The sequence below is a fragment of the Penaeicola halotolerans genome (assembly GCF_016464625.1).
GTDB lineage: Bacteria > Bacteroidota > Bacteroidia > Cytophagales > Cyclobacteriaceae > Penaeicola > Penaeicola halotolerans.
Window position 1 is genome coordinate 775,006 of sequence record NZ_JAEAGO010000001.1, and the last position, 14,446, is coordinate 789,451.

Below are 14,446 nucleotides of genomic sequence, written 5' to 3' on the forward strand. Positions count from 1 at the left end.
TTTAGTTGTTTTCTTCTTCTGTTGTATCTGTATCAGGAGTAGGCGCTTCATTATCCACATTTACTTCATCTTCTTCTCCCTCAATTTTAGCGATTTTTTCGACTGAGGAAATGATATCAGATTCGTTTAATTTGATAAGCTTCACCCCTTGTGTAGCACGTCCCATTACTCTGAGTCCTTCTACTGAAATCCTGATTAAAACTCCTGAGCGATTAATGATGAGTAGATCATCTGTATCTACCACTTCTTTGATCGCTACTAGTTCACCAGTTTTCTCAGTGATATTCATGGCTTTTACTCCCTTACCACCTCTTTTAGTGATTCTATATTCTTCTACTTTTGAGCGTTTACCATATCCCTTTTCAGAAACGACCAAAAGATTAGACTCTTCTTCAGAAACAGAAACCATGCCAACGACCTTGTCATCTGCTGAGCTCAAGTTGATACCTCTTACTCCAGTAGCTGTTCTACCCATAGGTCTTACATCTGATTCGTGGAAGTGAACAGCTCTACCAGATTTAGAAGCTATCACGATGTGATTATTACCATTTGTGAGTTTCACCTCAAGTAATCTATCGCCTTCATTGATATTGATAGCATTGATACCGTTTGATCTAGGTCTAGCATATGCCTGCAAAGTAGTTTTCTTGATGACACCCTTTTCAGTACACATCACCAAGAAGTTATTACTTACGTAGTCTTCATCTGTGAGACTAGCTGTTTGGATTACCGCTCTTACACTGTCATCTTTTTCGATATTGATCAAATTTTGGATTGGTCTTCCCTTTGAAGTCTTACTTCCCTCAGGTATCTCATAAGCTTTGATCCAATATAATCTACCAAAATCTGTGAAAATCAACAGATAATTATGCGTACTCGCCACAAATATATGCTCTGTATAATCGTCAGTCTTAGTAGCCACACCTCTAGAACCTACTCCACCTCTACCCTGAGTTTTGTACTCAGCTAGTGGTGTTCTCTTGATATAGCCTTGATTCGAAATAGTGACCACCATTTCTTCATTAGGAATCATATCTTCCATGCTGAAGTCTTCGGCATCATACTCTATATTAGTTCTACGCTCATCTCCATATCTGTCTTTAAGCTCAGATACTTCATCTTTGATGATTTGCATACGGAGAGTTTCATTAGATAAGATCTCATTCAATTTATCAATCAAAGCTTTTACTTCATTGTATTCATTGATGATCTTTTCGCGCTCCATGCCAGTGAGTCTCTGCAATCTCATCTCTAGAATCGCCTTAGCTTGAATTTCAGAAAGCTCAAACTTTTCCATCAAACCTGTCCTAGCGACTTCTGGATCCCTAGCACTTCTGATCAAGCTGATCACTTCATCTAGATTGTCTAAAGCTATGAGATAGCCTTCTAAGATATGTGCTCTTTTCTCTGCTTCATTTAACTCATACTGCGTTCTTCTGACCACCACTTCGTGTCTATGCTCGACATAGTGACGAATCATATCCTTCAGATTGAGTGTCATAGGTCTACCTTTGACAAGCGCCACATTATTGACACCAAAGGATGATTGAAGTTGAGAGTATTTATAGAGATTGTTTAGAACTATATTAGGAATGGCATCCATTTTCAAGTCAAAAACAATTCTAAGACCTTGTCTATCAGACTCATCTCTGATCGCTGAGATACCTTCTAATTTCTTTTCATTGACCAACTGAGCGATTTTCTCGATCATATTAGCCTTGTTCACCATGTAAGGAATTTCCGTAATGATGATCTGATCTCTACCTGTTTTAGTTTGTTCGAAGTTGGCTTTAGCTCTTAATACTACTCTGCCACGGCCAGTTTCAAAGGCGTTTTTCACCCCTGTATAACCATAAATGGTAGCTCCTGTAGGAAAGTCAGGCGCAGTGATATACTGCATCAACTCAGGTATTGTGATATCTCTATTGTCAATATAGGCATTGATGCCATCTGCTACTTCAGAAAGGTTGTGAGGAGGCATATTGGTAGCCATACCTACTGCTATACCCGAAGCGCCATTAAGCAATAAGTTTGGCAACTTACCAGGCATGACAACTGGCTCTTTAAGGGAGTCATCAAAGTTGAACTGGAAATCAACGGTTTCTTTATTGATATCAACGAGTAATTCCTCAGCGATTCTTTTTAGTCTTGCCTCAGTATATCGCATCGCTGCTGGTGAGTCACCATCTATTGACCCGAAGTTACCCTGACCATCTACGAGTGGATATCTCAATGACCAAGGCTGCGCCATACGAACCATCGTATCATATACAGATGAGTCACCGTGTGGGTGATACTTACCTAGTACTTCTCCTACGATTCTGGCTGATTTTTTATATGGTTTATTATAGTTGACTCCGAGCTCCAACATACCGAATAAAACCCTTCGGTGTACTGGCTTGAGTCCATCTCTCACATCTGGTAGTGCTCTCGAAATAATCACCGACATCGAATAATCGATGTACGCCCCCCTCATTTCATCTTCAATATTGATAGGGATGATATTCTGATTCGATCCTTCAGTCATACAGTTAAGTTAAATTTCAATTAAAACGCCAATTTAGTGAAAATAATTGAGGTTTTGAACTCCTATGCAAAGGTAGATTTTAGATTTTTACCAACGGTCAATAGTCCTTTCTCCACTGTCCAACTTTCCTGTTTTGATTCTGCCAAAATGGACTTCCTCTAAACTCCACACCATTGTGTCTATGCTTCATGACTACGTGACAGTTAGGGATTGGGCAGCGCTTGATACTAGGGATACTGATGTTGACTCCAAAGCTTACACCACCTAATAATTTCTGTTGATCGAAAGCTAAAGGAATGGTCTCTTGAGATAAAAAAGACATCTGCCTCACTTCTACCTGAGGCTTGACAAATACTGCCATATACTCCGAAATATTATGCTCTACACTTAGCCCTAGATTGATATAATTTCCCGAACTGACGTTTCCTCCTGCCACGGCTACTCCACCTTGAAGCTCTAGCAGGATGTTCATATTTCTGATAGAGTTGATCTTAGTTGCTCTATCAGCTGGTTTGATCTTTCCTTCTGAATATCGCTTATCGATGCTATTTCTGACTTTGGTAGGTTCATAGAGGACTATACCCACATGACCAAATACCTTGCTCACAAAGTATTTATCATCGGGTGCTTGATAAGTAAAAGTCTGCTCTCCTATCTCTGTTCGCAGTTCACTCACCCTATTATCTTCTAGCACAACGCCCCCACCTATTCTGACGACATCTTTGATTTTATATGCCATTAAGATTTGAAAAGGAATGGCCCTATTAGTAGCGCGTGCATCTTGACGTGGGATAGAATCAAAACCAACTCCAGTCACACTCCCATCTCCAGTGGGAGAAGTCAACCAAGAACTATGATAGCTGTAAGTATTTGTTTGAGTTCGAGTGTTGTCTTTGTACAAGTAAAATTGTTGTGTGTTGGGATCAATCAAAAACTGCCCATCATTAAAAGATAAATTATTGTTACCGTAGAGATATCCCAAAGAAACCCCAAACTGAAAATTTCCAAAGAATTTATTAAGGTTAAAGGCATCAACTCGCTCACCACGAGCATCTACTCCATTGACTACAGGACCTTGTTGAGCCTTCAAATAGCTACTATTACTAAGTAGTAATATAAGTCCTACTAACTTGACTAAAGACCTTGTTTTCATATTCATCCGTTTGGCAACTTACCATAATTATCAAATATTAACAACGCAGTAAGTGTCAAATGGGCATAAAAAAACCCGAGTTTATTATCTCGGGTTTTATACAATTCTCATTAGAGACTATTCTTCTGTATCCTCAGCAGCTCCTTCTCTTTCTTCTTTTTTCTCAGCCATCATTTCTTTGAACTTTGCATTAAGTTCTTGATCAGCTCTTACAGCCGCATTTACCTTATTAAAGGTAGCAATGCCACAAAATTCATCATCTTTGATCAAGCTAATTTTCAGTTCCTTTACTTCTTCTTGAAGTTTAGCATATTCGTCTAAGATGTACTGATAGGCTGCTATTTCTTCCTCAGTCGCTTCAATTTTAGCAAGTTTCTCTTCATTTCCCCAAGCACCTTTTAGAGCTACATATCTTCTACCACCATCCATCAATTCATGATCTTTGATCATCTGTGAATATTCTTGACTTCTCACAGCCGCATAAGCTGCAGTTGAATCTTCAACGGCTACATATTTTGCGAGCTCCTCTTCCGTGACTTCTTCATCTTGTGCAAAAGCACCACCTGCTAAAACAGCTACAAAAAGCATAGATAAAGCACTTGCTCTTTTTACAGCGTTTAAAAACGACTTCGTAATCATACTATTTATTAGTTAAGTTGAACATTTACAATCTTTAAATAAAAAGTATAATGACCAATAGTCCAAGGATAAAATGATTTAATTCATACTTTTTGTGGTAAAAGGAGGAAAAATAACACAAAACAACTAGAATCAGTAGTTAGCCGGTGGCAAATGCTCTAATGTAGAGAAAGTAAAAAATGATGTAGCTCCTGCTGAGATAGGCATTTTCAAATCCTGCTTCACCGACTTAAAACCTCCAACTGATGGCTTAGCATGAAATGTCACCTTCTGCTCACCAGGAGGCAGATTTAATCTCGCATAGTGTATTTCATGAGGGATTGTCTGCCAGTTTCTCGTATCAGCCATTTCTGTAGCAGCATTGATAAATCCCACGATCGCACCAAGATCTTTGTCTTCCTTTCTTACTTGAGCTTCTAGGCCTTTTTTTACAGCAAGTCTTAATAGAGATTTACTCATTTCTGCAAGCATCCGTTGATTGAGCGATTGAAAGGCTATGGCATTGACATCTTCAGCTTTTTGTAATTGAAAAGTCTGATCATTCCACTCTAAACTAGCAGAAGTGAAAACTTCTTTTCTCTCCACATATTTGGGAAGTGCCAAGCGAAATACTCTAAGATCTTGAAGTCCTTTTCTCTCCTCATCATTAAGGTTGACGTTATTAAAAGGAATATTAATTCCTGCTGCCTCATTAGTGAAGTTTAGCACACCACCACTACCTTCAACTATGGCAAAATTGATACTAGTTTCAGCTTTGACTGGTCCAAGCCCATTGTTTAGAAAAAAAACTAATTGGCCATGACCAATAGGAATAGGTTGATATTTAATTCCAAACTTACTTTCGAACCTTTGAGCTTCATCATCAAACCCGGTCAAATAAGCTGCTCTGACCACATCCTGCTTTAGTTGATCCGGCACATCCAGATTGAAAAGGGATTTGTAGTCCTCCTCATAGATCTCCACAGCATTGCGATAGGCTATAAAGGCATTATTATAATCTTGATCAGCTTCATAGATGATTCCCATCAAGTTAGCGATAAAGGCATCTCTTTTAAACTTGTTCTCTCCTTTATACTTCCCATTGATTTGATTAAGCTTATTATTGAGCCTTCTACACTCGACTAGTGCGGATTCATATTCGGCTAGTTTGAGGAAATTGATTGCTTTGTAGTAATGGATCAAAAGCAACTCATGATCTTCAGGCTTATACTGTACAAATTTTGGGTTGGTCAGAAAGGAAACCGCTTCATTCAGATAGTTTCTGCTGTAATCCTCTCCTATTTTATAAGCCTCTTCAAGGTGCTTATTACTCTCTTCATAGTTGCCCATCACGGCAGCCGTAGAACCTAGGTTGAGATAATATAGCATTCGATCTTTCCCTTGGCTCATTTTGGTATTTCCCTCAAGCAGCTGATAAGCTGCCTGAAGGTTACCGTTTTCAAAGGATTGATTGAATTGATAATTCAGTTGATAATAGGTAGCACAACTAGTGGCACCTATCGTCAACATCATCATAAAAAAATGCAGTCTATAAGACTTTTTAAAAATCATAGAAAATCGCTTAAGCTTAATTCACTATGTATTTTTTGATTTTCTTATCTCCTATCCACACGATTTCATTGGTCTGAATGTCCGTAAGCTCTAGATTGATTTGATAGAAAATCACTTTTTTACGGCCTTCCATATCAGTGATCGAGTTGATCGTACCAAACATCATATAATCAGCTCCCAACTCGAGTCCCCACTTCTTCTGTGTATCTAGGGATGAAAAATTTTGCTGATCAGCTCGCTCTTCTCTGATTTTTTCTCTCAAAACAGCATTCTGAACGATTCTGATCTGTGAAGACTTGATGAATTCACGCTCGATATCTTTGATAAAAGTCTCTGCCTCGATATGTTCACTGCTTCTATTGGTAATAACACCTACGATCATTACGGGGGCCTTATTTTTGGCTTGATAGAATCTATTGAGCCATGCACTTCCTAAAGCATCCATGGTCATTTCTTCAGCGACAAGTCTAGAGTCAGTATCATTCCATCTACCGCTTAGATCGATGGTTTGGTCTGGACTAACTCTGGTGACAGATTTTGTGCATGACGTCATCGTAAGAAGCGTCAAGGCAAGTGATAAAATGGAAAGACTAATTCGTTTCATATATTTTAATTTAAAAATGACAAACTAACATTTTTCAAATCTCATGCCTAAAAAAAGATTAGGAAAGATTTTTTAGATCAGCAATGGTATTAATCGGGTCAGTAGCATTGAAAACAAAGCTACCTGCCACTAAAACATCTGCTCCAGCTTCAACAAGTAGAGGCGCATTTTGAAGATTGACCCCTCCATCTATTTCTATTAGGGCATTTGACTTACTTGTTATAATCAAACCTTTCAGTTGCTTTACTTTATCATAAGTATGCTGGATAAATTTTTGACCTCCAAAACCTGGATTGACTGACATGATACACACCAAATCCAAATCAGCGATGATATCAGTTAGTAAATGAACTGGGGTATGTGGGTTAAGTGCTACACCAGCTTGACAACCCAGACTTTTGATATAATCTATCGTCCTATGGAGGTGTGTGCAGGCTTCATAATGTACTGTCAATGTAGCCGCTCCAGCTTCTTTGAAAGCTTGTAAATATCGATCAGGCTGCTCTATCATCAAATGTACGTCAAGCGGTTTTTTTGCATGTTTATTGATCGCAGCAGTCACTGGTAGGCCAAATGAAATGTTGGGCACAAACATACCATCCATGATATCGATATGAATCCAATCTGTGACTGATTGATTCAACATTTCTACTTCTGATTGGAGATTGGCAAAATCCGCAGCTAATACTGATGGAGCGATGAGTGGCTTTTTCATAGTTTGTCTGAGTTCAGATAATGGCTACAAAAAAAGCTAAAAAATCCCAATAGAAAAAGGTACTTACTCATGTATATCAAAGTCTAAACCGAGCTTTTGAAAATCAGGTATGCCATATCCTCTATTCTGATCTGGCTGGGAATATTGATCAGCGGATTTGTAAATCAGTTCAATCACCTGCTTAGCTGATAGATGCGGATAAAGCTGCCAGACCCCAGCTGCTAGTCCTGTCACTAATGGTGCGGCATAAGAAGTACCATTTTTGAGTTTAATGTGCTTTTTTGAAATGACTGGTATACCCACACCAGGTGCAAGAATTTCAGGTTTGAAGATTTGCTCCAACATCCCCACAGATGAAAATGCAGCACGCTCCCCCCATTTATTGGCTGCACCTACTGAGACTACTCCCCTTGCGTCCGCTGGAGCGGTAATAGTTTTCCATTTAGTTTGTCCTTCATTGCCAGCACTTACGACTACGATCATCCCTTTTTGAGCAGCCATATTTGCGGCTTTGGAAATAATCGATTTTCCTTGAAGCAAATCTGAAACTTGATAGTCAAATTGTTCATTTTCAAACTGATTGTACCCCAGAGAACTATTGATGATATCAACTCCTAGACTATCTGCATACTCAGCTGCTAATGTCCAATAATATTCCTCTATCGGGTACTCGCTATAAATGTCTTCTGTGACACATAAAACATAGGAGGCATCTGGGACAATCGCTTGAAACTTATTATTGGATGAAGCAAGAATGGACAAAACTTCTGTACCATGAGTGTTTCTTTGATAGACATTTTGCGAGGCATCTACAAAGTTTCTTGATTGCCATACAGCTATTTTTCCAAAAGGCTTTTTCCTATCCACATGCTTAAATCCTCCATCAAAAATAGCTACTGTCAAACCCTCCCCTTTAAGTCCTTGGGCATGCATTTCCTCCATTCCCATAGGTAAGCTTGGCTTCACCTTAGGCTTGATTTTAAATTGTAAAAAGTCAAAAAATACAGTTTGAAGATTATTTAAGGTCCTATTTTTAGGAGTGTTAGCAGGTTTTATCCACTGTATATGAGACACGAATGAAAACTCTTCAATCGCAGTTCGCTCATTTGATTGAATGCTGACTAAAGCAGCATTAAGCCATTTACTGGTAGAAATGACTAAGAAGCCATTTTCATTTAATGAATTTATGAAGTTGATATCCACTGGAGCATCAGAAGCTTCCAAATCAATTTGTTGCTTATCTCTTCTCAAGATAGACTTAGCAGATAAATAGGAAGACGCTTGACTAAGCGACTGCTCTGCATTTGGCTTATCTTTAAAGTAAACCAAATAGTAACCTGACTGACAGTATGAGGGAAAGCTTGTAAAAATACAAATGAAAAATAGTAACAGCTTAACTTTCCCTTCCATAACTTACTACCCTCATAGTGAGCGACTTACCTGACTCTATGATTTGTCTATTGAGGCACTCGCTTCTGGTACAATATCTAAGCACTTCGTATGATCCAAATACCATTCCTACATCAGGTGCATAGACCTCTGTTCTGACATCTCGAGAGGTGACTTGATCATCTTCATCGCTCTGGCTAATGGTGATCGTATTTTCAAGTATCACTTCTCCACTGACTTCATAAGTGCCCCCAACTTCTGTTACCGTGTAGTCATCAGCTGGATTACTATTCAGTGCATTGCCATCCCAGACTCTCCCTGCAGCTATTGGAAATTGTAGCTTAACAAAAGGAATATTATTTTCTACGGACACCACACGAACATCATCCTTTCTAGCACTCCATACGGAATCGAGCTCAAATGTACCCGTAGCAGATGTACCTTTCGATCTATGAATGACATATGAAGGCTGACCAGCTAGATTGAAAAAGAGATCCCTCACACTAACTTTCAAAAAGTAATTCTCTGTCTCTTGGTCATTGATACCAAAATAAGTAGTCTCAGTGACTTGATACATTACAAACTGCCCTGTTCTCAATGGATAATAATCTCTTTGATCAGTCACTGGTGGATCAGGAACTACCCCTTCAGGCAATTCACATGAACTCACAGCAGTCAGTACTACCATCAAAATGATTAAATATTGACTTATCTTTTTCATAATAAACTTCAAGAACACAAATTAAACATTGTCCAGAGATATATGGTAAGCTTTTACAGAATTTTCATTGATAAACTATCGATCTGGAAAAGTCTAAGACTCATTGTCTGATTATATTCCGCTTTAAACATTAAAAAACTTACCTTTGCGATAGTTAAGCAACTAGATTTATCATTTCAACATTCCTAAACTGATGGCTTTAAAAACATTTGTCAAGATAAGTACAGTCAATAACCTAAGTGATGCCCGCTACTGTGCTGGTATGCAAGTCAATCTCATGGGTTTTAACTTAGAAAAAGATCAAAGTAGCTATATCGACCCTGCCAAATACAAAGAAATCACTGAATGGATATCAGGTGTGGCCTTTGTGGCGGAATTTGAGCATACGCATCCAGATAGCATCTTGGAGATTATCAAAGACTATCCATCTATCGAATTCATTCAAATCAATGAAAAGCACCAACTCCAGATGTTGCTTAACACGAGCTACAAGCTTATTTTAAAACAGCATATTGATCATTTAGATAAATTGGAAGACCTCCTGACTTTAGCTCCATCGCTAGAGGAACAGGAAGTAGTTTTACTTTTAGAAGCAGACCGAGATGAAATAGCAGCAGATGAGATCAATATCTTAAAAAAGCTTACTCAATCAGCTACAGTGATCCTTGGTTATGGTATCAATCCTAGTGATGTAGAAGATATTATCCAAGATACGGGTATTTCAGGCATAGCACTCAAGGGCGGTGAAGAAATCAAACCTGGTCTTAAAGACTTTGACGATCTCGCAGAAATATTAGAAAAACTAGAAGTCGAAGAATAATCTGAGCGCCAAATGGCGCTTTTTTTTACACCTTAATTTCTTTTTTTATTATCATATCTTAATATTGTATAGTTTACATATTATATAAATATTATGTTATGAAATATCTACTTCTTATCACATTGTGTATCGGTCGAATAACTGCTTTTGCACAAAATGACAAAGAGTTTATCGATCAATATGGCAGAGAAACCAGTGAGGATAAAGCTAGCGCCTACTTGGTCAAAACCTATAACCCAACAGATTCCAATCAAGTAGAAATACATCAATACCAGTTAAATGGAGCACTGCTAGAGAAAAGTACCTATCAAAATTTTGGTAGAAAAACCAAAATTGGCGCATGGCAAAAGTGGTCGGGTGATGGACAGTTGATTTTGGATGCTTATTTCAATGAGAAAGGAAATCTTGAAGGCACCGCACGCAGCTATTTTGAAGATGGTAGATTAAGGCGTGAAGACCACTTTGATGATGGAAAATTAGTAACTGGAAAAGTTTGGGATGATAATGGAGATGAGATAGCACACTATCCTTTATTAGAAGAAGTTTCTTTTGGATCTGAATATATGGACTGGTTTAGATACCTCGGTAAAAACGTCAAGTACCCCACTCAAGCACGAAGAATGGGGATTCAAGGAACAGTAATGGTGGAGTTTCTCATCCAGAAGGATGGCAGTGTATCAAACATCGAAGTGATCAACTCTCCTCATGAGTCTCTATCGGAAGAAACTGAAAGAGTAATGCGTCTTTCACCCAAGTGGAATCCTCAGAAAATAGAGGGAGAAGCTCAAGTAACTTTAATGACAATACCTATAAATTTTAGACTAGCACAATAAATTGTGTTTAGTCAATCCTCACTTTGGTCACAGCGCCTAGAATAGAGACTAGCGCTGTGACCAAAAAAAACAACAAGCTAAAAGCCACTGCAGTATTCTGCTCAATACCAAACCATTGATGTCCTAAAACAAATACAAGCTCTCTAGCTCCCACTCCTCCAATGGTAAAAGGGAGTACAGCAACTACAGAAGAAATCAGAAATAAAGCCATATAGGCTATCAGATTTTCAGACACACCTAAACTATTCAGTAAAAAATAAGCGCAGACTAATTGCAAAACTTGAACGGTCAATGCCCATAAATTGGTAGGGACAAAAACCTCTCTAAACTTCTTGAAAAGACCTAAATGAAGCAGGTAGAAAATAGGGAATGCTACAATGAGTCCGATCCAAAAAATCCAACGATAAGGGACTATCAACTCATTTATAGGAAGTAATAAAATCAATCCACAAGCTAAAAAACCAAGTGAAACGACTCCATTAATCCTATCTAATAAACTGGCTTTAATTAGATTTTTGGTTCCAATTTGAAACTGTTTTTGAAGGATGTAAACCTTATAACCATCGCCACCAATACCACCTGGCAGGAAGAGGTTGTAAAACATACCTATCCAGTACAATTTGAGATTGTAATAATGTGATAGCTGAAGACCAATGGCTTTGAAATAGTGCCATAGTCTTAATGCAGCCGCTATTTTAGATAAGGTGAAAAATATAATTGCCAAAAACAGGTAAAACCAATCTACTGCAAATAATAAGTTCTTGGTCTCGCGCGTGTCGATCTTACTGAAAACAAGCCACAAAGCCAAAACTGTGAGCGTCAGCTTTACGATCGTTTTCAGAATGGTCTTTAGACGCTTATCCAAGTGTATAGATTTCTTTTATTTGATAGGTTTTCTTGTCCTGAGACTCATAATATGTCCTGACGATGATCTCTGCCACAAGGCCAGACGTGATCAATTGCACGCCTCCTAATGTAAGCAAAACTCCTAAGATCAATAAAGGCCTACCCCAAATATCTTCTCCTAGGATTTTGAGGATGATCATGTAGAAGTTGATGAGCATTCCTACGAGAAAAGTGATCAATCCCGCAGTACCAAATAAATGGATAGGTCGCTGAAAGTACTTTTGAAAGAAAAGCATCAAAAGTAAATCGCTCATCACTTTAAACGTTCGTCCGATTCCATACTTTGACTCACCATGAATACGTGGATGATGACGCACATCCATTTCGTCCATATTAGCACCCTGAAGCTTAGCCAAAACAGGAATGAAACGATGCAACTCTCCATACAAACCTAGATTCTTGGCGATTTCAGCTTTATAAATTCTCAGCGAACAACCATAATCACTCAAGTGTACATTGGTGCTATTTCTTATGATCCAATTGGCTATTTTAGAAGGGAATTTTCTAAAAACAAAACCATCTTTACGGTTAGCACGCTTTCCAGCTACGACATCTAAGCCCTTATTTTCTAGTTTTTCTAGCATGAGTGGTATATCTAATGGATCATTTTGTAAATCACCATCCATCGTCACGATATATTCACCGATGGCATGATCTATCCCAGCTGACATGGCGGTTGTTTGACCATAGTTTTTATTGAAAACGATGAGTTTACACTTATCATTAGCAAATAGCTTGATGTTCTTTACAGTGGCATCTTTAGAGCCATCATCCACTAAGATCAACTCATATTCAAATGACTTCATAGCTTCATCCACTTTGGCTATCAGAGGTGCTATATTATCCGCTTCGTTATATACTGTGACTACAATTGATATTTTCATGGAATAATGCTTAAAAGTGGCAAGTTAAAGTTTTGAGTCTATAATCTCATCAGTTTGTTAACTCAAAATTGACATAAGAGCGTCAATACCTTGCGATATATTGTGTTACTTTTGTGTGAAATCATGATTTAAGGTATGTCAAAAAAGCAGATCAATTTTTTCACGCTCCTTATTTTGAGCTTGATCATCATGTTTATCAATATCGGTGGATTGAGCATTTATGCACTTGATGAAGCTAAAAATGCGGTAGCAGCGCGTGAAATGTGGGAATCTGGAAATTGGATAGTGCCTACTTTCAACTATGAACTGAGATTTGATAAGCCTCCCCTGCATTATTTTTTTATGATGCTAGCCTATGAGCTTTTTGGTTATGGGGAGTTTGCTGCTAGATTTTTTGCATCGCTGGCTGGTGTATCCACGATCATAATGACTTATCTATTTGCTAGAAAGTACTTTGATGAATCTGTAGCCTATTATACTGGATTTGTCCTTGTATGCTCTCTACATTTAGCACTACAGTTTCACATGGCAGTACCTGATCCCTTCTTGATCTTCTTTCTGACAGCTGCTTCTTTGAGTTTTTATACCGGGATCACTGATAAGAAAAGACGGTGGATCATTATCTGCTACCTAGCACTCGGTCTAGCAGTCTTGAGTAAAGGTCCCGTAGGCATAGCACTCCCTGGACTGAGCTTTCTACTTTATTTATTATGGACCAAACAGTTCACTTGGTCTAATATTAAGTGGCTTCAACCGTGGACCGGGCTATTGATCGTGCTTTTAGTAGCAGGGCCTTGGTATATAGCAGTTTATCAAGCTACTGACGGACTTTGGATAGAAGAGTTTTTCTTCAAACACAACGTGAGCAGATTTTCTGCACCTATGGAGGGTCACGGTGGGCTTTTCTTGATCACTTGGGCATTTGTACTAGGCGGAATGTTACCGTATGGCGTCTTTATACCACAAGCTTTCATAATCGCGTGGAAGGGAAGAAATAATCATGCGCTCCTATTTTCCCTTATCTCAGCCGCTGTGATTATTCTTTTCTTTTCAATCTCCAGTACCAAACTACCCAATTATACAGTGCCGAGTTATCCATTTTTAGCGATTTTATTGGGGTATTTTATCAATAAGATAACAGCCTTTAATTGGGTAAAAAGAACATCCTACCTCATCAGTTTATCAGTATTTTTACTCATCTGCTTAGCTTTTCCTATTGGAATATACTTAGCATTTACTGAAGATGATAGTTTGAGAGACCTAGCATATGTAGGTTGGTATATGATACCTGTGAGTATTTTGGGACTTGTTACTTTCTATTTGGGTTTCAAAAAACGATATGAAGCTGCCATTCGCTATCAGGGAGCAACTTTTTTTGTAGCGAGTATTATTTTCTTTCAGTTAGCATTTGCTACTGTAGACCCTAAAAATCCAGTAACAGAAAGTCTTCAAACACTAGATGTGTCTAGGGGATTTGGCTATTACAGAAGCTATAATTCAGCTTACTCTTTTTATTTATCCAAACCTATACAAGTTCTTAATAAAGAGGAAGTTGCATCTTTCTTTTTAGAAAATCCAGATGGCTACTTATTGACTAGAAATAAGTACTTCAAAGACTTAGCAGAAATTCCAGGGTTAAAGATCATATATGCTGGAAAGGACCTTTTTGAGTCTAACATCTCCATTGTAGTCATTAAAGAATAA

General features: G+C 38.2%; 13 protein-coding genes. 3 read left to right on the top strand and 10 right to left on the bottom strand.

The genetic code is table 11. From position 1 onward, the window contains the following. Position 1 precedes the first annotated feature (1 nt). The 8 genes from gyrA to I5349_RS03540 all read right to left on the bottom strand — a co-directional run bounded on the left by gyrA (position 2) and on the right by I5349_RS03540 (position 9,299). Entirely contained in the window at positions 2-2,527 is a 2,526-nt protein-coding gene (gene gyrA / locus I5349_RS03505) for a DNA gyrase subunit A (RefSeq protein WP_226389341.1), read from the bottom strand. 97 nt (positions 2,528-2,624) lie between these two features. Next, positions 2,625-3,680: a hypothetical protein gene (locus I5349_RS03510; protein ID WP_226389342.1), complete on the bottom strand. Its 1,056-nt coding sequence runs from the start codon at positions 3,678-3,680 to the stop codon at positions 2,625-2,627. Positions 3,681-3,797: 117 nt separating this feature from the next. Further along, positions 3,798-4,319 (bottom strand): hypothetical protein, encoded by a 522-nt coding sequence (locus I5349_RS03515; RefSeq protein ID WP_226389343.1) that lies wholly within the window; start codon positions 4,317-4,319, stop codon positions 3,798-3,800. Between the two features lie 132 nt (positions 4,320-4,451). Further along, the gene (locus I5349_RS03520; RefSeq protein WP_226389344.1) at positions 4,452-5,870 is read right to left on the bottom strand and encodes a COG3014 family protein; all 1,419 of its coding nucleotides are present in this window, start codon (positions 5,868-5,870) and stop codon (positions 4,452-4,454) included. 16 nt (positions 5,871-5,886) lie between these two features. Then, a complete protein-coding gene (locus tag I5349_RS03525) occupies positions 5,887-6,474 on the bottom strand; it encodes a penicillin-binding protein activator LpoB (protein WP_226389345.1) in 588 nt (195 codons plus the stop codon). A 58-nt stretch (positions 6,475-6,532) separates the two neighbouring features. Next, positions 6,533-7,189 (bottom strand): ribulose-phosphate 3-epimerase, encoded by a 657-nt coding sequence (rpe, locus tag I5349_RS03530; RefSeq protein ID WP_226389346.1) that lies wholly within the window; start codon positions 7,187-7,189, stop codon positions 6,533-6,535. A gap of 63 nt (positions 7,190-7,252) precedes the next feature. After that, a complete protein-coding gene (locus I5349_RS03535; RefSeq protein WP_226389347.1) occupies positions 7,253-8,518 on the bottom strand; it encodes a S8 family serine peptidase in 1,266 nt (421 codons plus the stop codon). A gap of 64 nt (positions 8,519-8,582) precedes the next feature. After that, the gene (locus I5349_RS03540; RefSeq protein ID WP_226389348.1) at positions 8,583-9,299 is read right to left on the bottom strand and encodes a hypothetical protein; all 717 of its coding nucleotides are present in this window, start codon (positions 9,297-9,299) and stop codon (positions 8,583-8,585) included. A gap of 193 nt (positions 9,300-9,492) precedes the next feature. Here I5349_RS03540 and trpF point away from each other — a divergent pair, with 193 nt between their 5' ends. Together trpF and I5349_RS03550 are read left to right on the top strand one after the other, a co-directional pair. Beyond that, entirely contained in the window at positions 9,493-10,119 is a 627-nt protein-coding gene (gene trpF / locus I5349_RS03545) for a phosphoribosylanthranilate isomerase (protein ID WP_226389349.1), read from the top strand. Between the two features lie 98 nt (positions 10,120-10,217). Beyond that, entirely contained in the window at positions 10,218-10,952 is a 735-nt protein-coding gene (locus tag I5349_RS03550; RefSeq protein WP_226389350.1) for an energy transducer TonB, read from the top strand. Positions 10,953-10,959: 7 nt separating this feature from the next. On the opposite strand, the gene I5349_RS03555 is transcribed toward I5349_RS03550, so the two are convergent. Together I5349_RS03555 and I5349_RS03560 are read right to left on the bottom strand one after the other, a co-directional pair. Continuing rightward, entirely contained in the window at positions 10,960-11,817 is an 858-nt protein-coding gene (locus I5349_RS03555; RefSeq protein WP_226389351.1) for a lysylphosphatidylglycerol synthase transmembrane domain-containing protein, read from the bottom strand. After that, positions 11,810-12,742, bottom strand: a complete 933-nt coding sequence (locus I5349_RS03560) for a glycosyltransferase family 2 protein (RefSeq protein ID WP_226389352.1) — start codon at positions 12,740-12,742, stop codon at positions 11,810-11,812. The genes I5349_RS03555 and I5349_RS03560 overlap by 8 nt, the downstream gene beginning before the upstream one ends. Positions 12,743-12,877: 135 nt before the next feature. On the opposite strand from I5349_RS03560, the gene I5349_RS03565 reads away from it, so the two are divergent. Continuing rightward, entirely contained in the window at positions 12,878-14,446 is a 1,569-nt protein-coding gene (locus I5349_RS03565) for an ArnT family glycosyltransferase (RefSeq protein ID WP_226389353.1), read from the top strand.